The organism is Verrucomicrobium sp. BvORR106 (genome assembly GCF_000739655.1).
In the GTDB taxonomy this organism is placed as follows: domain Bacteria; phylum Verrucomicrobiota; class Verrucomicrobiia; order Verrucomicrobiales; family Verrucomicrobiaceae; genus Verrucomicrobium.
The window spans coordinates 69,466-90,225 of record NZ_BATR01000092.1 but is presented as its reverse complement, the minus strand read 5'-3'; the positions used below and the strand labels follow the sequence as shown (position 1 = coordinate 90,225).

At 61.9% G+C, this 20,760-nt stretch carries 15 protein-coding genes; 4 read left to right on the top strand and 11 right to left on the bottom strand.

What is annotated here, in order from left to right:
• Positions 1-7: 7 nt before the first annotated feature.
• The 8 genes from BV106_RS14260 to BV106_RS14210 form a co-directional block, all read right to left on the bottom strand.
• Complete coding sequence (locus BV106_RS14260; RefSeq protein ID WP_051945810.1) at positions 8-2,134, bottom strand: BatA domain-containing protein; 2,127 nt, start codon at positions 2,132-2,134, stop codon at positions 8-10.
• Positions 2,131-3,060 (bottom strand): DUF58 domain-containing protein, encoded by a 930-nt coding sequence (locus BV106_RS14245; protein WP_038165691.1) that lies wholly within the window; start codon positions 3,058-3,060, stop codon positions 2,131-2,133. The genes BV106_RS14260 and BV106_RS14245 overlap by 4 nt, the downstream gene beginning before the upstream one ends.
• A 27-nt stretch (positions 3,061-3,087) precedes the next feature.
• Positions 3,088-4,143, bottom strand: coding sequence for a MoxR family ATPase (locus BV106_RS14240; RefSeq protein WP_038165687.1), 1,056 nt, complete (start codon positions 4,141-4,143; stop codon positions 3,088-3,090).
• Positions 4,144-4,150: 7 nt separating this feature from the next.
• Positions 4,151-5,017, bottom strand: a complete 867-nt coding sequence (locus BV106_RS14235; protein WP_038165685.1) for a DUF4159 domain-containing protein — start codon at positions 5,015-5,017, stop codon at positions 4,151-4,153.
• Positions 5,014-7,722: a tetratricopeptide repeat protein gene (locus tag BV106_RS14230; protein ID WP_081891729.1), complete on the bottom strand. Its 2,709-nt coding sequence runs from the start codon at positions 7,720-7,722 to the stop codon at positions 5,014-5,016. Before BV106_RS14230 ends, BV106_RS14235 begins: the two co-directional genes overlap by 4 nt.
• An 83-nt stretch (positions 7,723-7,805) precedes the next feature.
• Complete coding sequence (locus BV106_RS14225; RefSeq protein WP_265595681.1) at positions 7,806-8,852, bottom strand: polysaccharide deacetylase family protein; 1,047 nt, start codon at positions 8,850-8,852, stop codon at positions 7,806-7,808.
• 555 nt (positions 8,853-9,407) lie between these two features.
• Positions 9,408-10,577, bottom strand: coding sequence for a glycosyltransferase (locus BV106_RS14215; protein WP_038165678.1), 1,170 nt, complete (start codon positions 10,575-10,577; stop codon positions 9,408-9,410).
• Positions 10,578-10,610: 33 nt separating this feature from the next.
• Positions 10,611-12,257 (bottom strand): hypothetical protein, encoded by a 1,647-nt coding sequence (locus tag BV106_RS14210; RefSeq protein ID WP_265595680.1) that lies wholly within the window; start codon positions 12,255-12,257, stop codon positions 10,611-10,613.
• 124 nt (positions 12,258-12,381) lie between these two features.
• On the opposite strand from BV106_RS14210, the gene BV106_RS14205 reads away from it, so the two are divergent.
• The 4 genes from BV106_RS14205 (at position 12,382) to BV106_RS14190 (ending at position 16,499) form a co-directional block, all read left to right on the top strand.
• On the top strand, positions 12,382-13,407 hold the full coding sequence (locus tag BV106_RS14205) for an SDR family oxidoreductase (RefSeq protein ID WP_038165674.1): 1,026 nt from the start codon (positions 12,382-12,384) through the stop codon (positions 13,405-13,407).
• A 61-nt stretch (positions 13,408-13,468) separates the two neighbouring features.
• The gene (locus BV106_RS35580; RefSeq protein WP_051945806.1) at positions 13,469-14,206 is read left to right on the top strand and encodes a class I SAM-dependent methyltransferase; all 738 of its coding nucleotides are present in this window, start codon (positions 13,469-13,471) and stop codon (positions 14,204-14,206) included.
• Between the two features lie 16 nt (positions 14,207-14,222).
• Positions 14,223-15,395 carry a glycosyltransferase family 2 protein gene (locus BV106_RS14195; protein ID WP_051945805.1) on the top strand — a complete coding sequence of 391 codons (1,173 nt, stop codon included), beginning with the start codon at positions 14,223-14,225 and terminating at the stop codon, positions 15,393-15,395.
• 9 nt (positions 15,396-15,404) lie between these two features.
• The gene (locus BV106_RS14190) at positions 15,405-16,499 is read left to right on the top strand and encodes a hypothetical protein (protein WP_051945803.1); all 1,095 of its coding nucleotides are present in this window, start codon (positions 15,405-15,407) and stop codon (positions 16,497-16,499) included.
• A gap of 64 nt (positions 16,500-16,563) precedes the next feature.
• Here the strand turns inward: BV106_RS14190 and BV106_RS14185 are convergent, their stop codons facing one another.
• From BV106_RS14185 to BV106_RS14175, 3 genes are all read right to left on the bottom strand, one after another.
• Entirely contained in the window at positions 16,564-18,849 is a 2,286-nt protein-coding gene (locus tag BV106_RS14185; protein WP_038165672.1) for a polysaccharide biosynthesis tyrosine autokinase, read from the bottom strand.
• A 64-nt stretch (positions 18,850-18,913) separates the two neighbouring features.
• Positions 18,914-19,666 carry a polysaccharide biosynthesis/export family protein gene (locus BV106_RS14180; RefSeq protein WP_081891727.1) on the bottom strand — a complete coding sequence of 251 codons (753 nt, stop codon included), beginning with the start codon at positions 19,664-19,666 and terminating at the stop codon, positions 18,914-18,916.
• A gap of 198 nt (positions 19,667-19,864) precedes the next feature.
• Positions 19,865-20,710, bottom strand: coding sequence for a hypothetical protein (locus BV106_RS14175; RefSeq protein WP_038165667.1), 846 nt, complete (start codon positions 20,708-20,710; stop codon positions 19,865-19,867).
• Positions 20,711-20,760 lie beyond the last annotated feature (50 nt).

The window sequence follows — 20,760 nt, the reverse complement described above, 5'->3', positions numbered from 1 at the left end:
GTGAGATTTATGCAGGTTGTACTTCAGGGGTGCGGGCTTTCCCTTCACGCCGGCCCGCCAGCCAGGTCTCCATCAACAATACGACAAGCGCTGCCAGCAGGACAGCCTTCCAAATCTTCTGCCGCTGTTCTTCCAGCGCATCCTCCCGGCGTACCAGCGCGGCGGCGGCATCCGCGCTCACGCGACCGCTCAGGGAGGGCTCCAAAGCCACCCCCAGCTCCGACAGACGCTCCATGGGCAGCGCTGCCAGCCGCCCCTCAGCCGCCGCCAGATTCACCGCCAGGGATTGCGCCGCCTCACCCGTGCCGAAGCGATAGATCCCCGGCAGGGAAGTTCCCGTGAAGCTGGGCTCCTTGGCCGCATCCCATAGCGCCGTTTTTCCATCCGGCCCGGTGACAGACACCGTCCCTTGCCAGTTGCCCGCAGCGGCAGGGATGCTGTCCCCCACCGTGTAAACCGTGCCCATCGCAGTGCCTCCCGATGCCCAATCCAGCAGGCCATAGAGCCACGGCACAAACTTGGAGGAGACGGCGAACTGGCTCTCCGCCCCGGTCCAGCTGGCACCGACATAGAGCATCCGCCCGCTCCCCACCGTCCATTCCATCCACGCGGGCGTGCGGTCATCGAAGCGTGCCAGCACCTGGCCCTTGCCGGCAGGCTCTCCCAGGGCGAGCTGACGATGTTTCCAAAACCGGACCTTGCTGAAGTCTCGCACGCCCGCTTCGGCAAACGCCCGCAGGGTGATGTGGTCAAACGCCAGATCCTGGAGCAGCGCCTCGCCCGAAGCTGCTTCCTTGAACCCCAGTCCGGCTTCTCCCGTGAGTGACCGCAGCAGCCCGCCCTTGTCCCCGTCCTGGGCCACATACACCAGCGCGCCGCCCGTCTGCACCCAGTCCTTCAACAACGCCGCAGAAGCCTCTGTCCCCTCCCCGAACGCAAAGACCACCGCCGTGCCGGGGAGATCCGTCCGCCCCAGCTCCTGGTAGGTCTTTTCCAATATCACCGGTTTCAGCCCCGTCGTCGGTTGGAAGGCCCTCACGAGATAGAACAAAGGAGAAGCCGTATCTGTGCGAGACAGCCGGTCGCCCACGCAGACGATTCGAAGTTCCCGGGTCCGGGCCTTGGCCACATAGAGGTGGTTATCAAAGTCCAGCGCATCCCCGGACAGATGCAGCACGCCATCTGCAGCCGCCGCCGCCTCAGGCCGCCCCGGCGCACGAAGTATGCGCGTGCCTGCCGGTGGCGCGGAGGCCTCAATGGACTCTCCTCCGCCCGCCCATTTCAGCGTGAACTTCTCATTGGCGGCTTCGCGCCCGCTCGTCACTCGCACGCGGATCGCGCCCTCACCCCCCGTGGGTGCAGCCCCTTTGCCGGGCACCGCGGCGGCCTCCTCCTCAACGGCCACCGAGGCCGTGGAGAGGGTGAAGTTGTCCTTCCACGGGGCCTTCACCAGCAGCGGCGTGACCGTCACCTTGTCCGGCCAGCTGTCCGCATGCAGCGCTTCCAGCGCCGAGCCCTCCTGGAGATCACTCACCAGCACGATTCGTTGTTTACGTGAACCCTCGCCTGCCTGCCCCTGGAACCGACCGGCGGCATAGCGCAGTGCCCGCCCCAAATCCGTGCTCTGCCAGCCCGGCTTCGCGCCATCCAGCAGCCGTTGCAGCTCCGCCTTGCGCCCACCCTCCGGCAGGCTCTGCCACGCGTCAAAACCCAGCAGTTCCCGGGGCTCGCGGTCAAAGGTCACCAGCATGACATGGTCCTGCTCCCGCACCGCGGCAAGGGCTTCACCGAGACGGGCCTTCACCTCCTCTTTCGCCCCCGGACGGTTCATGGAAGCACTCGTGTCCACCAGCAGGCACCACGTGGTGCCCGTCGTGGCCACCATGTCCCCACGGGTGCGGAAGAAGGGCCGGGCAAACATCAACGCCAGCAGCAGCAGCGCCAGGCAGCGGAGCAGAAGCAGCAGCCAGTCCTCCAGCTTGCGCCGGGTGCGCGGGGGCACGGGCGTCTGCTCCAGGAACATCAGCGAGCTGAAGGGCACCGCCTTCTGCGGGGGCTGCCTGCGGAAATGCAGCAGGATGGGCACCGCAATTGCCGCGATCCCGATCAGGAAAAATGGGAACAACAGGTTCATGCGGCCTTGCGGGGTGCGGCCCGGTGACGCGCCGCCAGATGGCGACGAGCGTGCAGGAAGTCAAAGAGGTCCTTCTCCAGAGGAGTGTCCGTGCGAATGAGGCGGTACTCCGCCCCCTGGCGGGCACAGATGCCCCGCAACTGCTCCAGATGCGCATTGAGCCGCTTCAAGTACGAGGCCCGTGCCGTCGTGGGATCGAGGAGCAACTGCCGACCCGTCTCCGCATCCGTAAACTGCGCCCCCTCTGTGAAGGGGAAGTCCAACTCCGCGGGATCCATGAGGTGAAACACCACCACGTCATGCTGCATGGCCCCGAGCAGCCCGAGGTCCTGGTCCAATCCATCGAGCGGCATGAGAAAGTCCGACATCAGCACCAGCAGCGCCCGACGGCGGATCATCTCCCCCAGTGGCCGCAGGGGCAGCCGTGGCCCGCCCGCCACAGGGGAGGCCGCGGCCTTTTGCAGGTTCACCAGCAGCGCATGCCACTGGCCAGACCGGGCCTGTGCCGGCAGGTGATCCCGGATCTTTTCATCAAACACCGTCAGCCCTGCGGCATCGCCCTGCTCCTTGAGGAAGAGGCCCAGTGTCGCCCCCAGAGTGGCGGCGTAGTCCAGCTTGGAGAAGCCGACCGAGCCATAGGCCATGGAGGAGCTCGCATCCAGCAGGAGCTGGCAGCGCAGGTTGGTTTCCTCCTCGAACTTCTTCACGTAGGAGCGGTCGCTGCGGGCCATCACCTTCCAGTCGATGAACCGGGGATCATCCCCCACCACGTACTGGCGGTACTCGCTGAACTCCGCTGAGAATCCGTGCAGCGGACTGCGGTGCATCCCCTTCCAGAAGCCTTCCATGACCAGACGCGCCCGCAACTCCAGAGAGCGGACACGCATGAGCGCGGCGAGATCAACATTGGAAGGGGCGGAAGCCATGAGTCAGAGCAGCAGATGAAAACGGAATCACTTCGCGACAGGATGCAGCGGCACGGTCTGGATGAGTTTGGCAATCAGGCTGTCCACCGTGACGCCTTCGGCCTCGGCGCGGTAGTTGAGCTGCAGGCGGTGCCGCAGCACAGGCCGCGCCAGGGCCTTGATGTCGTCGAAGTTCACATGCGCCCGTCCTTGCAGAACAGCCCGCGTCTTGCCCCCCAGCACGAGGTACTGGCTGGCCCGGGTGCCCGCGCCCCAGTTCACCCATTCGTTCACAAAGTCCGGCGCATGCTCCCGATGCGGACGGGTGGACGAGGCCAGACGCACGGCATAGCGCACCACCTCCTCCGCGATCGGCACCTTCTTTACCAGATCATGGCAGCGCAGCAGATCCTCGCCGGAGAAGATGGGCTGGATGGGCTCGGCTTTGCGTGAGGTCGTCTGCGTCACCACCGCCACCTCTTCATCCTCGGCCAGGTAGTCGATCACCACATTGAGCATGAAGCGGTCGAGCTGCGCCTCCGGCAGAGGATAGGTGCCCTCCATTTCGATCGGGTTTTGCGTGGCCAGCACGAAAAACGGCTCCTCCAGCACGAAGGTCTGCCCCGCCACCGTCACCTGATGTTCCTGCATGGCCTCCAGCAGGGCAGCCTGCGTCTTGGGCGGGGTGCGGTTGATCTCATCTGCCAGGATCATGTTCGCAAAGATGGGCCCCTTGTGGAACACGAGGTCACGACCTTCGGTAGTTTCCTCGAGAATCTCCGTGCCCGTGATGTCTGAGGGCATGAGGTCCGGGGTGAACTGGATGCGGCGGAAGCTGAGGCTGAAGACCTGGGCGAGCGAGTTGATGAGCAGGGTCTTGGCCAGCCCCGGCGCCCCGGTGATCAAGCCGTGCCCGCCCGCCAGCAGGGCGATGAGCATCTGCTCGATCACCTCCTTCTGACCCACAATGACCTTGGACACCTCCTTGAGGATGCGATCATGCGCACTGTGCAGCAGCTCCACAGTCTTGCGTTCGAGGTCCTGTTCACTGACAGGCGCAGGGGCGGCTACCGGAGCGGGAAGGGAGGGCGGCAGAGCAGACATGAGGGTATCAGTGGGTAAGGGCGTAGAAGAGGATGTTGATGCCCAGCGGGTAGGCGTACTTCTCGGAGAACTCGCGGAAGTACCAGGGGTCTGTCCCCTCCTCCTCCCAGCCATCACCGAGGTCCGTGTTGTGGCAGATGATCATCATCATGCGGCCCTTGTCATCGAAGACGCCGCGATAGTGCACCTCCTCCGAGCCGGGCTTGTTCCATTCATAAGTGATGCCGCGCCGGCGCCCCGCAATAGCCGCGCCCACCGATGGGATCTGCGGCTTCACTTTCAGGTCGAACACGATGTGAAAGATCTCGTGCGTCAGCGGCAGCTCCACGGGTTCCCGCTCAGGAAAGATCTGTTTGAAGGCGGTGTAAAAGGTGTCCCACTCATGGGTGCCCCAGAAGTCATCCACCATGAGGAAGCCGCCATTGAGCAGGTATTCGCGTAGCGTGCGCGCCTCATCCGCCGTCAGAGAAATGTCCCCGGGCTCCACCATGTAGATGAAGGGGTAGTGGCGCAGTTGCTCCGCCTTGATGTCCACGATCGCCCCCTTCGGGTCCACCTGCAGAGCGGTGAGCTGCTGGAGCCGGTAGGCGAAGTTTAGATCCGCATCGGGATAGTCCGTCGTCCACTTGTCATGACGGCCCCAATGATTGTAGGAGTTGTACCGCACCCGGGCAAAGGTGAAGCTGTCATTGGGCAGTTCCTTGCTGACAGGCCACATGGGGAAGTCACCCCGCATGGCATCCCGCGGGTCCTCAGGCACGGAGCCGTCGGTGATGCCAAAGTTTTTGGGCTTGCCTGGCTCCTGGGCATGGAACACCCCCAGCCCGGCCAGGAGCCCGACGCAGAGGTAGATGAAACAACGTCGTTTCGTCATGGCACAGAAGGCGGGGTTCCGGCCCCTACCGGCGGTGGGGTGGGAGCAGGAGAAGGCACTGGCACTGGCACTGGCGCGGTTGCGGGCACAGGAGCAGAAACAGGCACGGGAGGCTGAAGTTTCAGAAGCAATTCATGCCCGGCGCGGAAACGCGGTGCCTCCGCCAGGGCATCCAGCACGTGCAGACGTGCGGCCTTCGCATCCGTGGGCTGCAAGAGCCGTGCCAGCGCGAAGTTCACCTGCACCGGATTGTCCGGGCCCAGGGTCATGAGGTGCTTCAGGGACACCACCGCGCCTTCGCGATCCCCTTGAGCTTCACTTGCCGCCGCCATGGCCTCGTGCGGGCGTTTCAGGAAGGGATCGATGGCGAGTAACCGCTTTACCGCCACGAGCACTCCAGGCCACTGGCGGGCCTCGGTCTCCAGCTCGATCAGGCGAAGGCTCGCCTGGGAGGCATCCGCCGTACGCCCGATCCACTCTCGCAGCATGGCAGCCTCCTCTTTGGGCTGCTTGAGCCCCCGATAGGCCTGGGCAGCGAGCTGATAGCCGTTCGTCGGCTCAGGGTCTTCTGGGAACAAGGCGATCAACTTGCGCGAAACCTCCAGCGCCTCCGTCCAGCGCTCCCCGGCGAGCAAGCGGCGAGTGGCCTGTCGCAGCCCCCAGAGATTGTTGGGCCGATCCTTGAGCCACGCCGCCATGGCCGAGGCGTCCCGCACATCCAGCACATCCTTCTCCGGCTCCGTCCAGTCTGCTTTGACCGCCAGTTGCTTGGCCTTCCCTTTGAGGTGGACGGCAAAGGTAGCGTCCAGCTTCTGCACGGACGCCATGTTGCGGTCCAGCGCTTCATTGATCCGCCGGCCCTCAGCCAGATCCTTCAGCACTCCTTGGAACTTCGTCTCACCATAGGTGGCGATCATCCAGTCCACCGCCTGCGCCGCCTCAAAGTAGGCAAACATGAGGTGGTCACTGCTCTCCGGGTTCAGGAAAGCGCCGCTCATCTTGCTCAGCGGCGTGAAGGTCTTCTCGTCCAGCACCATCTTCCGGTAGCTGCCAGTCATGCGCATTCCCCAGGCAGGATCCCGCCGCTGCTCCTCATACACCGAGATGCCTTCACTCAGCCAGCGGGGCATGCGGTTGCGGGTCACCGTCAGCGTCACCACATGGCAGAACTCATGCCACAGCGTGCTCTCCCAGTTGCTGCGGTTGGCCGCCACGCTGCCCGGGCTGTTCATCGTCACCACCGTACCGAAGCACGCCCCCAGGATGCCCTGCCCGCCCAGATTGCCAAAGGTGCGGATGGCGAAATCCTGCTGGGAAGGGAAGAACTCCACCAGCACCGGGTGGTCCAGTACCAAGCCATAACGGGCACACAGCACCTCCTTCGCCTCGCGCAACAGCTGCAGGGCCCGATCGCCGTAGATGGCCGCATCCCGCGTCGGCATCTTCAGCACAAAGTCCGGCTCCGTCCTTACCGCGAACCCTTTCATCTCCGCCTCCAGCAGACCAATGTTGTAGGCCTGCACGTTGTAGGCATCTGCCTTGCGGATCTCCTCGGCCAGCTTCCAGGCCTCGTCCTCACGGCCGAGGCGGAAGAGGGCATGGCAGAGTTGCAGCTTGGCCTCCAGGTGCCCCGGATCCATTTTCACTGCTTCGCGCAAGTGATCACTGGCCTCCTGAAAACGATAAGCACGGGACAGGCAGCGACCAATGACATAGTCCACCTCCGGATTCTGCGCCCAGGCTTCCAACGCCTGCTTCCTCGCACTCGTGGCCTCTTTCTCCCGGTTCGAGACCAGGGTGGCCAGCACGGATCTCATGGCCCAGGCCTCGGGGTGATCGCCATTCACGGAGGTCACAGCGTCAAGAGCCTTGTCCGCCTCCGTGAACTGCTCAGCTCCGATGGAGTACTCCGCCAGCAGCAGGAGCGCTCCAGCGTGTGAGGGATTGCTCTCCACCACCTGCTGGGCCAGCGTCAGGCTTTGCTTCCGGTCCGAGGACTGAAAAGCGCGCGCCAAGCCGTAGCGGAGGTCATTGTTCTGGCTGTGCTCTTTAAGGCCCGCACGATATTCATCGGCCGCTTTGGCAAAGTCGGACTTCTGGAGCGCCAGTTCCCCACCCGCCAGATAGGCGTCCAGCAGCGTGCGGTCCTTCTTTTTGGCAGGCACGTAGAACTGCGCCACCACCTTCTGCGGATCCGCCCCAGCAGCGAGGGCGGCACGCCCCAGCACCACCAGATCCTGGGCGGTGAGCTGGCTGGCTGTCTGCTTTTTGGCCGCGGCATTCACCTGCTGGAGATACCCGGTAGCGGCATCCTTTTGCCCGTAGGCCAACACGGCATCATGGCAGGCCATGAGCGTCTTCAAGTCATTGCCATGGGCAAGGGCCGCCTCCTTGGCGACACGCAGCACGTCGTCCTTCCGCCCCAAGGCTCGAAGCGCCTCCAGCCGCAACCCCCACCACCCGGGGGAAGGCGCACCATTCTGAATGTACAGCTCGCTCAACCGCGCCACCTGCTGGTACTCGCCCTGCTGGATCAGCACCCGCACGGGGGGCAGGTTACGCTCGTCAAAGACACGCTTCAGATCCAGCGTTTGAGCCGGGAGCAAAGCGGTCGTAGCAAAGAACCCACCCGCCACCATTCCACACCAGAGGACGCGCCACCGACGGCTTGCACAGCCGTTGCCGGTGACTCGAAGTCGGAGCATACGTGAGGTTAAACGTATTCCGACAGAAAGAGATACGGGAAAAATTCATTTTGTGTCGCACCCCCGACACACCGGCCGTCCCCCTAGCCTTCGTCCTGCTGCAACAGCAGCAGTTTGCCATCGGGCAGGGCGTCGTACCGCACCGTCTGATCTGGCTGCACGGACACTTTCTGTTCTTTACCGTCGTGGACGACTTTCACCTTCTTCCAACCGGCGGGCACCCGTGTCACCCAAGTGAGCGGCAGGTCGTAGTACTTGGGATCTGCCGTGGTGGTCAGCTCGAGCTTGATGACTTTGTCACCCGCCTCTACCACCTTGGCTGCAGCGGAGTTCCGTTCCGTTTCATACTGATGCTGCGAGATGTGGTCCGTGATCCACAGGTCGCCACGATCGCTCCGCTCCTTCAGCGCATCCAACAACGGGAAGAAGACGGCCTGAGGCAGTGGCCAGAAATCCTGATACCCGAGACGTGGAGTGGTGCGCTCCACGCCGTGCACCACGAGGTACTCCATGCCGCCAGAGGCGATCGCTTTGTCCGCCAGGGCCAGCATCTCCTCGGTGGTCTTCAGGTGATAAACCGCCCCATGCCCGGTGAAGGGCGGCCGGTCGATCATATGGTGCTTCTTCAACAACTCCTCCAGCTGGGCGGGGGTGATGTTCCAGGCGTCCTTGGCCACCCCGGGCTGACCATAGGAAACCAGGCGGTCCGGCTTGCCCGGCGAGATCTGCCGGATGATCCGGGCGCACTCCCCGATCTCCCACTCCGCGTTCTCCAGATCCTTCACTCCCTTGTGGGTCATGGTGTGATTTCCGTAAACCATGCCCTGTTTCCACAGCTTCTCCTGCCAGTCGGCCGAATACTTGAGGTACTCCCCTTTTCCCGGATTGATGTAGAAGGTGGCGATGAGGCCCCGCTTCACGAGTTCCGGCGCAGCCACCTGCACATGGCTCGGCCAGCTGTCGTCAAACATCAGGAGGAAGGCGGCTTTGCGATCGTCCTTCCACTTGGCGACACGGGTCTCTCCTACCGCCTGTGCCAAAACGAGCGAGGGACAGAGGAGCAAGAGCAATCCCAAAAATGCGGCGAGGACGGCGCGTGGAGCGACGGAGGAATGCGAGACGGGCGACATGAGGAGTCCATGCAACCACAAAAAAACCTCCCCTGGCAAGCCTTCCCTCCTCACCGTCGTTAATGGAAGAGATTCATCCGCCAAGCTGCTACCAACAAGACCGCCACGCTCATTCCCACCAGCAGGAGGTGGGTATTCCGGCTGCTCTTCACCCTCCGCCGGTGCACTGCTACCTCTTTTGGACAAAGCCGAGACGACAGGACAGCGAACAGGGTTCCAAGCAATCCGCAAATGATGAGCCAAAGCTGGAGCCGGTAGGCAGGGAACCGCTCCACAAAGAAATGCCAGGCAATCAGTCCGACCGAGCCGTACATCAGCAAGGTTGATGCAGTGCCAGTCCACATCACCGCCGGATGGCTCGTGTAGAACTGCAACAGTCTTTTCCGATCGTCCTCCGTCCATGGCTGCCCCTTCTCCGGGAATGGGGCAAAGAGATCTGCACCAGACTCCTGAGACAGGACGACCGACGGTTTCGACGGGATCTGAGGTGCCGGATTTTCTGGCATCAACGAAGTGTGGAGAATTCCCCACGCAACGTCAAGGTTCCTCAGAGACCTACTCCAACGCAGTCTGTAGAATCCGGTCGCAGGCCCGGGCGGTGGCGTCCCAGGACAATCCGGAGCCATAGGTCGCGAGGCGCTGCCGGTCGGGGGCATCCTCCAGCACACGGTGGAGACCTGCAGCCAACTCCTCCTCCTTTGCCGGCGGCACGAGAGCGCCCTTCCACGGGGCATCCACGATTTCATGAATTCCGCCCACGTCCGTCGCCACCACGGGCAGTCCGCTGGCCATGGCCTCCAGCACCACGTTCGGCAATCCTTCATTGTGGCTGCTCATGCAGAGCACATCCGCCGCCCTCATCCAGGACGCGATCTGTCCGGCATCCTGCGGACCAAGGAAATAAATACTGTCTGAAATGCCCAGCTCAACCGCCAGCTTTTCCAATCCCTCTCTCATCGGCCCTTTACCCGCCAGCCGGAGCTGGAGCGGTGCCCCCTGCCATCCTCCGCGCAACCGGGCAAAGGCCCGCAGCAGCAGCTCGGGATTTTTCACCGGCAGCAGATTGCCCACATATAGAATGACGGTGGCCTTGTCCTTGAGCCCCAGCTTGGCGCGCTCTTCATCCCGGGAGCCCCCATGAAACAGGGAGACATCCACGCCATTGTGCACGGGATGGAGTTTGGACTTCTCCGCACCCGCCTCACCCAGCAGTGTCGCCAGGGACCGGCTCCGTGTGATGACGCCGCGGCTCGCTCCCACGGCTTCTAGAATGGCCTGCTTGCGCCGGGGCACTTTCAAATACTTGTGCACGTCTGAACCCTGGGCAATCAGCACGGAGGGCGTGCCGGCTGAGGCAGCCGCCCGGGTGGCCGCCCACCCGTCAGGATACAGCCAGCTTGCCAGCAATACATCCCAAGCCCCCTCTGCCTTCACCTTCACCAACTCCCGTTGCAGGGCCCGATGCATGAGCCCGGGGTTCCAGGCGTCGCCCACCTTGGGGATATAGGGTACAGGAACATAGCGCGGCTGGAAGACCTCATCCTGGGATCGAGGCAACAACGCCAGCCCTGCTCCCCGCCAGGCGCTCAACGTGGGCCGGAGGGCGACCACGCGGATGTCCCAGCGGTCCTTCAGATGATGCAGCAGCGTCACATTGTCCAGACCACGATACGGTTCCTTCGTATCGGGAAAGAGATTGGAGACAAAGAGCAACCGGGGACGCATGCAGAACAGGGCTAAACTTTAGGCACATCCCCACTAAGGAGAATGATCACGAAGATACACCAGAAGCGTGCCCTGCTCACGACCACGTACCACCGGCAGGGAATGAGAGAGCAGCCAGCCGGAGCCCGACTGTTCCAGCGCCCGTTTGAGCTGGGCGTAGTAGGGCATGCGGTTGGACTCAGGCACGCCTTCGTCAATCACCACATAGCTGACGGACTTCTTCGTGAGATGCTCCAGCAAGGCGGTCTCGGTCGCAAATGCAGGTGTGTAGTCCCGCCCAAGCCAGTCCATGCTGGCAAGCTCCTTGGTGGAACGCAGCACGCGGAGATGAGGGTGTTGCCGCACCAGCCCATCAAACGCGGCGGCGGCGGTGAGCGCGCCTTCCCCCCTCGCGTCGGAACAGACCAGCCACGCATCGTCCGCCTGCGGGGGCGAGGCAGGCAGCGTGGCCACCATGGCATTCACGGCCGCGGTGTAGCCGTGCACGTTCTTGTCCTTCGGCATCCATTGCCCAGTCGTCACCAGCGAGCCACCCAAGACACCAAGGCCAACCACTCCACCGATCCAAACAGGTCGCAAGGACAACTCCCGACTCCACACGCACACACTGTGTGCCAGCAGCAGAAACGCTGGAGCCACGAGAGGCACCAGATAGCGGGCCGACATACCGGCGGGCACGGTGAAGATCAGGACCAGTGCTGCAAAGAGCAACGCCCACAGCGCTGACTCATAGGCTGAGGGGCGTCGGCCTCTCAGCCAGCCGATCAACATGACAAGTGCGGCCACGCCGAGGAGGACCAGCACCGGGTAACCGAGATAGTGAGAGGCGGCATCGCCATAGTAACCGAAGGCGCGCCGAAAGTGCTCGGTCACGGGCAGTCCGCTCATGCCTTCCTTCGTGAACTTGTAGGAAAAGAGCTGCCACGGCATCGCAAAAAGCACCACCGGCACCGGAGCCAGCCAGAGTGAAGGCCGGAGCACGAGCCGCCACTGGCCCGAAATGGCAATCGCCAAAAGCGGCACCAGAGCGAGCATAAGGCCGGAACCTTTGATCAAGATGGCCAGCGCAGCGGCAAAGCCGAAGCCAAGAGCAAGCCGCTTTGAGGGTCGCTCCAAAAAGGCGGCCATGGCCCAGGTCGCCACCAGACATGCCAACGCAAGAAACAAATCCGACATCACCAGCAACACGAGCTGCTGGATGGGAGGGGCGAGAATCACCAGCAGACCAGCCCCCACGGCCACCCATGGTGCGACGAGCTTCGCTCCCACGCGGGCGGTTGCCGTCCCCAGCGCTGCCAGGAGCACAGCCTGCAACATCAACAGAGCCCCCTGTGTGGGCTTGAACCCGAGCCAGACTCCCGCGAGCGCGTAGAACCCCGGCGGATAGTGCCCAAGCGCCACCCGGGGCAGACGGTCGTAGTATTGCTCCGCGAACCGGAGCGGATGCTGCCCGGGTGCCTGAAAGAGATAATCCCGCACCATGAGGCTGGTCACAGCATGAGCCGCCTCATCAGGATCTCCGCCCAGATCACTGCCGTGGGCACTGCCCCGCCACTGGAGGAACAGCGCCACGCAAAAGAAAGCCGCCCAGGTCAGGGCCCAGACACCCCACCCCCGCCCGGCAGCCGGCTCGGGGAAGGTCTGCAGCGTGGAAACAGGTTCAGGTCCAGAGTGGCTCATGGTGCGAACGTTTGAGAGGCGCGCCATGCATGCCGCGAGAAATTCGAATGTGCAAATTTATCCTTGCAAGCGCCCCGGCAAAAGTCGAAGCAGGGCGCGCTGCAACCCTAGTCCAATCAAGCAAATGAGCCGGTACCAGAGCGTTCTCTCCTCCCTCGAAGCCAAGCCACTCCGCTGGGTGGTCACGGGGGCCGCGGGATTCATCGGCTCCCATCTCGTCGAAAAACTCCTCCGCACCGGCCAGACCGTCGTGGGGGTGGACAATCTCGCGACGGGCAAACGGCACAACCTGGAACAGGTGCAGCAGGCGGTGGGCGCAGAGGCCTGGAGCAGGTTCACCTTCGCGGAACGCGATGTGCGGCTGCTCGACGACTGTCTCGCCTTTCTGGAAGGTGCCGATCACGTCCTGCACCAGGCTGGCATCGGCTCGGTACCGCTCTCCATTGAAAAGCCGCGCGAGGTTCATGACGCCAACGTCACGGGTTTCCTGAACCTGCTCATCAGCGCCCGCCAGCACGGTCTCAAGCGTGTGGTGTACGCCTCCAGCAGCTCCGTGTATGGCGATGACCCCGTCATGCCCAAGCGTGAGGACAGCATCGGCACCCCCCTCTCGCCCTACGCGGCGAGCAAGTACATGGATGAAGTGTACGCCGCCACGTTTCAAAAATGTCACGGACTGGAGAGCGTGGGACTGCGCTACTTCAACATCTTCGGCCCCCGGCAGGATCCGCATGGTGCCTACGCCGCGGTAATCCCCCTCTGGATTTCCCTCCTGCGCAAACAGGAGCCGGTCTTCATCAATGGCGATGGCAGCACGACCCGTGACTTTTGTTATGTGGCGAATGTGGTGCAGGCCAACATCCTGGCCGCGACGGCGGAGCACCCCGATCTGCAGTGTGAGGCCTTCAACGTCGGCCTGGGAGGACGCACCACCCTGACCGAACTCTTTGACTCGCTGAGAGACGCCGTGGCCCGCCTCGCCCCAGAGCTCGCCGGCCTGACCCCGACTTATCGCGATTTTCGCGCGGGTGACGTCCAGCATTCCATGGCGGACATTTACAAGGCGCAGCGGCTGCTGGGCTACGAGCCCACTCACTCAGTCGCCGACGGTCTGAGCGAGGCGCTGGAGTGGTACTGGGACAACTTGTGATCCTGCCCATTCCGCCGTACAGCTAGGCACACGCCCACGCCCCCACTGACCTCTCCTTTCCATGCCCTCCGAACCGTCCCCAGCCAAAGCCCGTCAGGAGGAGTTCGACGAGTTTGCCGGAGACTATGACACCGCCCTCAACAAGGGGCTGAAGTTCACAGGGGAGAAAAAGGAGTACTATGCGGAAGGCCGCGTGCGCTGGCTGCAACAGCGCCTGGCCGACCTCAAGCTGGGCCAGCCCAAAAGCTGCCTGGACTACGGCTGCGGCACCGGCACCTCCGCCCCGCAGCTCACTTCAGTTCTAGGGATTAACGACTACCTCGGCTTCGATCCCTCCACGGAGTCGGTCACCGAGGCGACGCGCACACACGGTCAGGACGGAGGCCCAGGGACCGCCCGCATCTCATTCACCCACGATCTGGCCGGTATTCCCTCCAGCTCCGTGGACATGGCCTTTTGCAACGGGGTGTTCCATCACATTCCGCCTGCGGATCGCGCCGGATGCGTTCAGGAGATCGTCCGCATCCTCAAGCCCGGTGGGGTCTTCGCTTTCTGGGAGAACAATCCGTGGAACCCGATCGTGCGGCTGCTGATGCGCCTGGTCCCCTTTGACCGGGACGCCATCATGCTCTGGCCTCTGGAGGCCAAAAAGCTGGTCTCCTCCGGCGGACTCACGTTCCTCGACCGGACCTATTACTTCATCTACCCTTCGTCCCTGGCCTTCCTGCGCCCCAGCGAACCTTCCCTCTCCGGACTCCCTTTGGGCGGCCAGTATCTGCTGGTGTTCCAGAAGCGTTGAGCCCCCCTTGCCATCCATGAGCGACCTCCTGGCCATGGCTGTCTTTGCCGGACTCGTGCTGCTGCTGGCCTATGTCCACGTAGGCTATCCGGTGCTCATGGCCCTGCTGGCCCGGAAGTTCCCCCGCTCCCTCAAGCCAGGCAACTCGGGACCGTCCCCCACCTTTTCCGTGCTGCTCTGCGTGCACAACGAGGCGGCCCGCATCGAAGCACGGCTGCAAAACCTCGCCTCCCTGACCTGGCCCGGCCCTGTGGAATTCATTGTGGTGTGCGATGGATGCACAGACCAAACGGCCGATGTGGCCCGAAAGACCAGCCCCCTGGTCAAAGTTTTGGAGCAGCCAATGAAATCCGGCAAACCCGCCGGACTCAATGCCGCTGCGAGCGTGGCCACGGGCGACCTCCTCGTGTTTTGCGATGCCCGCCAGACCTTTGCCCAGAATGCTATTCAGCATCTCGCTGCTCCGTTTGCCGATCTAGAGGTCGGCGCAGTGTCCGGATCGCTGGAGATCGCGGGCTCTGAGGCAGGAGGCGGCCAGGGCGTGGATCTGTACTGGAAGCTGGAGAAGAAGCTCCGTGAATGGGAAGGACAGTTCAACTCGGTGGTGGGCTGCACCGGGGCCATCTATGTTTTGCGACGGGATCTTTATCGTCCTCTGCCTCCAGACACGCTCCTCGATGACGTGGTGCTCCCCATGCAAGCGGTGATACAGGGCAAAAGAGTCCTGTTCAATCCGGCCGCCCGGGCCTTTGATCCACAGACGCTCGATCCTGAAGTGGAGAGCCGCCGCAAGCTCCGCACTCTGGCGGGCAACTATCAAATGCTGGTGCGCCATCCAGTCTGGTTGATTCCCGGGAAATGTCCCATCTGGTGGCAGGTGATCTCGCACAAGTATCTCCGCCTCGCCGTGCCCTGGATGCTGGGGCTGCTGCTCATGGTCACGGTGCTACTTCTTCGTCACCCGCTGTTTGTGGCAGCGTTTGCAGGTCAAGTCCTGTGCTATGCCCTCGCCGCGGCGGGCATGCTTTTCCCAGGCATCAAACACAAGGCGCTCTCCATTCCCGCCGGCTTTCTCCTTCTCCAGACCGCCAACCTCCGCGCGCTGTTTGCCTGGCTGGCTTCCCTGAAGGATCCCAACCGGCTCTGGCGGCAACCGCCCGCCCGTCGCTCCCCTCCACCCACTCCCTGACTCTGTTCCATGCTGAGAGCTTTTGACCGCTGGCTCACCCCCTATCTCAACCGCACCCGTCGTCGCTGGCAGGAGCATGAGACGTGGCACGTGATGCTCGCGGTCTGTGATCACTTTGAGCCGTTTCATGACACGGACCTGGAAGGGGCTCGCCGTGCCATGGCGGAATGGAACACTCGCCTGCCCGACCTTGCGGAGCGCTATCGGGACGCCGCGGGCGTGGGGTACAAGCACACCTTCTTCTATCCCGTGGAACAGCACCACGAGGAAATCGTCAGCAACCTGGCCAATCTTTGTCGCCGGACTGGGAGCGAGGTGGAGGTGCACCTGCACCATCACCATGACACCGCCGCGGGGCTCGAGGAAAAACTCGATGCGGGCATCGCCGACCTCCGTCGCCTAGGTTGCCTGGGAAAAGATCAGGACGGGCGAGTCCGCTTTGGCTTCATCCACGGCAACTGGGCAATCAACAACTGTGGCGATGCGGATGGGCGCAATTGCGGAGTCCCCCATGAACTGGGCATCCTGCGGCGCAAGGGCTGCTATGCCGACTTCACCATGCCTTCTGCGCCACACTTCACGCAGACGCGCACCATCAACTCCATCTACTACGCGCAAGACACGTCGGCAGCGAACTCCCATGATGTCGGCACAGCGGTAAAGAAGGGCGCAACCGCGGGGCTACGGGATCGGGACGATCATCTGCTCCTGGTGCAGGGTCCCTTGGGACTCAACTGGAACCGACGGAAATGGAACCTCATTCCCCGGGTGGAGAACGCCGAGGTCTCTGGCGCGAATCCCTGGAACGCAGGTCGCTGGCCGCTCTGGCTGGAGCTTTGCCCCAGCGTGGTGGGAGGAGCCCCCTGGATCTTCGTCAAGCTGCACACTCACGGCGGCATCTCACGCAACTACAAAACGCTCCTGGGATCGCCTGCGGAAGCCTTCCACTCCGCCGCCAAAAACCAGCTCCCGAACGGCAGCAAGATCCAGCTCCACCACGTCACCAGCCGCGAGATGGTCAACATGCTTCACGCCGCCGAGGACGGGCACGCAGGAGATCCTGAGCGTTATCGCGACTACCTGTACAAAGCCCCCGCACCGTGAGGTGACAGGGGCTAAAGTGACCAGCTGAATTCCCCCTCTGGAAAGAGGGGATGGGATCAGGAAACTATTTCAATGAAGTGCTGGAGATGCGCACCTTGGGTTTGCCCGCATTGCGGGTTTGAGGTTGCGACAGACCTTCATCCTCGTCCTCGAACATCTGGTAGTAGTGCGCCGAAGAGTAGTAGTAGTTGTAGTAGTTTGAGATCTTGGAAAGGTCCACGCTGTTGAGCACCACACCGAAGAGCTTGGCACCGGCTTTCTGGATGTGACCGATGGCTTCGACCACGTCCCGGCGATGAGTGATCTCGGACTTCACAACCATGACCACACCGTCGGCCACACGTTGAAGAGAGGTAGTCTCGCTCAAGCCCAGAACGGGAGGTGTATCGAGCAAGATCCAGTCGTAGTCGTGCTTCCACTCTTCGATCGCCTGCTCAAGACCAAGACGGCAGAGCAGTTCCGATGAACCCGCCACCGTGTCTCCACGGGAATAGTAGTCCAGAAGAGGCAGCGGAGTGTGCCGCTTGGTTTCTTCCAACGTCATTTCACCCGTCAACGCCTGGCACAGGCCAGGACCGCGGGTCTCTCTGAACAGACGGTGCACACGGCCACGACGGAAGTCGAGGTCCACAAGCAGCGTCCGCGCGCCCGAAGACTGGAAGGCCCATGCGAGGTTGGCACACGTGGTGGTCTTGCCTTCGCTCGGACGGGAACTCGTGAGCATGATCACCTTCGCCCCCTCCTTGTTCCCTGCTTGGAGAGCGAGGTGGGCCCGGATCACTCGATAACACTCCAGGACGTTGTTAGGCTTTTTGGAACCATCTTCCACAGGCCGGGTGATGTTCTCCAGAATCTCCGGAGTGGACTTGGGAACCACGCCGATGCCTTTGATGCCGGTCGCCTTTTCAAAGGCCTCGAGACTGGTGAACTGGTCGTTCAACTGCTCCAAGGCGAAGGGAACTCCCAACCCGAGGCCGATGGCGAGAACCATCGCCATCATCGCCAGCTTGGACTTGGTCGGGCTCACCGGATCCTCGTCACGCAGGGTGGTAAACTCACGGAACCGGATGTCCACGCGTTCCTTGTCCACACCGAATTCCATGGTCGTCACCAGCTTGGAAAGGTCGGTGTAGGCCTTGCTCCAGGCAAGGTCCCCCTCCTGACCAAGGGTGTATTCCTGACGGAGTTTGTTTAGCTTCTCCGTGGACTTGGCATACTCGGGGATCTTGGTCTCCAACTGCACAATCTCCTGCTGCACCCGGCGATAGTCCACGTCGAAACGTTTGCGCTCCACATCCAGCTCCGCAGTGAGACCTTCGTTGATGAGCCGGAGTTTCTCCCGCAGCTTCTTCATCACGTCGTGATCTTCAAGGTAGGTCCGCGAGGCCTCTTCAACTTCCTTCTCCACCGTCCGTTTGTCACGCTCCAGCTGCTGCCAGGCGCGCAGGCCTTCCATCATGTTGGGCTGCACCACCACCTGTTGAGCTGTGGGCAGGCCAAAAGCCAATGCTGGATGGGTCAAGGCATCCTTCATGTCGCCGGAGGCGGGCAACACCTGACCGACCGTGCTCTTCTCCGTAGCAATGGTCTTGGCATTTTCAAGAATCGAAAGCTCCTCCAAGGGATCGAGCCCGACTGCCCGCCGCGCAGTGATGACACTGCGAACATCGTCGTACTTGCGGAGCTTGTGCTGTGCTCGAAGCAGATCCACCGGCACCTGAGCCAGGGCGTTCTGTTCGATCATCAACTCCGTGATGGTGTTCGTCCGCTCGAAGTCCACCTGCCCCTTGAGCTTGGCGTCGATCTTCTGCTTCAGCAGCACCAGTTCATCCTGGTACTTCTTCACCGCCACATCCATCCAGGCCAGACGCTGTTCACGATAGTAAGATTCATACTGGTCCACCAGAGCCTTGGGGAATTCACGAACCACCCAAGGATGGGGCGAATACACGTCCACTTGAAGGGTCGCAAAGTCGAGAATGCCGACGGACACCTTGCGGAGCGGGCCCTCACGCAGCTTTTCATAGCTGTCTGTGGACTGACCGATACCGAGCCGGTGAGCCGTCCAGGCCAACATCTGGCGGGAGCCAAGCTGACCCGCGACATTGCGCTGGGCACGGGCCTGACTGATCGCCTCAATGCTGTCCGAGGTGATCGGCAGTGCGAAGAACTTCATGTCAATCAACCCCCGGGAGTAGTACACCGAGGGAGTGAACATGAAATAACAGACCCCCAAAAGGCACCCCATAATCATCAGCAGCACCATCAGGCGGCCGTATTTGAGATAGCCCAGAACTTGGGTGAGAATATTCAGCCCCACCGGCAGGGCTTTCTGATTACTGGTCTGCATGTCGCGTCTCTGAAAAGGTGGATTGATCGGCTAACTGGGAAGACCCAAAAAGCGGCTTGAGTCTCTAGAATCCGAATACTTTTTCTGGCACCACCACGATATCCCCCGTTCGGATGGGGATGTCTGACGCTTTGCCCTCGGCCACGGCTTTCAGATCGAGCGGCATCTTCTGCTTGGGCTGCGACGGAGCAGCCTGCCGTAGGACATAAGCCTTGGCTTCATTGGAGAAGCGGGCAAATCCACCTGAGATCAAAATGGCCTCATAGACTCCCATGGTCTTGCCAATTTCCACCGTCAGGTTGTGTTGCCCAGGGCGGGCCACTTTGCCGGTGATGTACACCAGCATCTGCTGTGTCGTGGCGTTGGCCTGATTGGAACCCACCATGGAGGTCCGGTCCAAGATCACGGTAGCCACCCGCAGCTTCTGGCTCTCCAGGAGCTCTTTCATCCGGGCTTCTGCCTGGGTGGGCGTCAAGCCAGCCAGCTGGATTCTCCCCATCGTGGGGAAGATGATGTGCCCCTCGGCCCGAACCGTATAGCCGCCGTTGAGTGTGGCATCCTCAAGCACGTAAACGTCCAACGTTTCACCGGGGCGAATCGGGATGTTCTTGGGATCCGTGGGAGCCTGGACCCTCGGTGCCGAATTGGGGTCGTAATGCGGGGTGTCGAGAGCTGGCTTCGTTTTGCAAGAAACCAGCGCCGCGCTCACAAAGACCAACATGCCGGCGGCGCACCGTGCGACTCTGCTAAACTTAGCGGGTTTTCCGGGTGAGGAGAGGGTGGGCTGGGAGCAAAGCATCAGAACAGTTTTCGACATTAAATTGCGAGGGCCTTGGAAACTTTGGGTGCAATCTCGATGCCTGTCACGGAAGCGCTGTCAAAAAAACGTTCACATGGCACCAAATTTGAAGCGACCGCCAATAACCTGGCGGTCGCAAAAGTCGCCTTCGGCGTCAAAAATGCAACACTTGCACTAGCTAACCGTTGGCTTCAGATCTGGAACTCCGGTGAAGGACTATTTCGTCGAACGTGAAGCAGGGCTGACCCAGACTCCTTCGGCGTTGTTGTTAACGAAATCCTTGCGAACCGGCTCTTCTTGCACCGTGATCAGGATGTGATCGAAGGCAGTACGGAAAAGCTTGAGCGGAGGGCTGGGGGTATCCACGCCACGGGTGGGATCACCCTTGCCGCGATGCGCCACCGTACCCAGAAGGCGAATGTCACCAAGATAGGCACCGGATGGCTTCACACCTTCCACGTAAACGAACCGGGGAATGATGCTCGGAAGGTTGGCGGGATAGCGATCAGCGCTGATCGCGAACTCGATGAGGCGCATCTGAGGATTGGCGGAGTCGAGCAGAAGCTCCGTACGAGCGGCGTCACGCCAAACGCGAACGCGACCCACAGCCTGCTGCTCTTCTTCGAAGGAACCAAACTCGCCTGACTCAGCCGCACGGTTGATGCCGCAAACTTCCAGGCCCACCACCACATCACCGTCAAAGTCGATACGATAGGGTTTCACTTCGACCACGATCTTGGACATTTCACCTTCCCCAAGGATCAGCCCGGGAGGTGTCTGCTCAAAGCCGCCCTGATCCTGCTGATCACCCTGACGGATGGAGCCGTCATAGTTGAGGTCAGCATCCAGATCGATACGGGCGATGCGACGGTTCAGGTCACGATAGCGGTTGAGCTTCTGACCGTAGTAGGAATGGAAGTCACCAGGGAGATCCTGTTTGGTTTCCGAACCTTTTTGCCGGTTTGAGATCCCGCCACCGCTTTGGGGCTCGCCACTCAGGAGGGTGGAGACCGTGACAGTCAGGGCCGCGAAGGAGCAGATGGCCTTGGTTGATAATTTCATGTCAGAGGAGGTTGAGCTTCAGGGGAGAGTTGAGTCCAAGGAGATGGGCG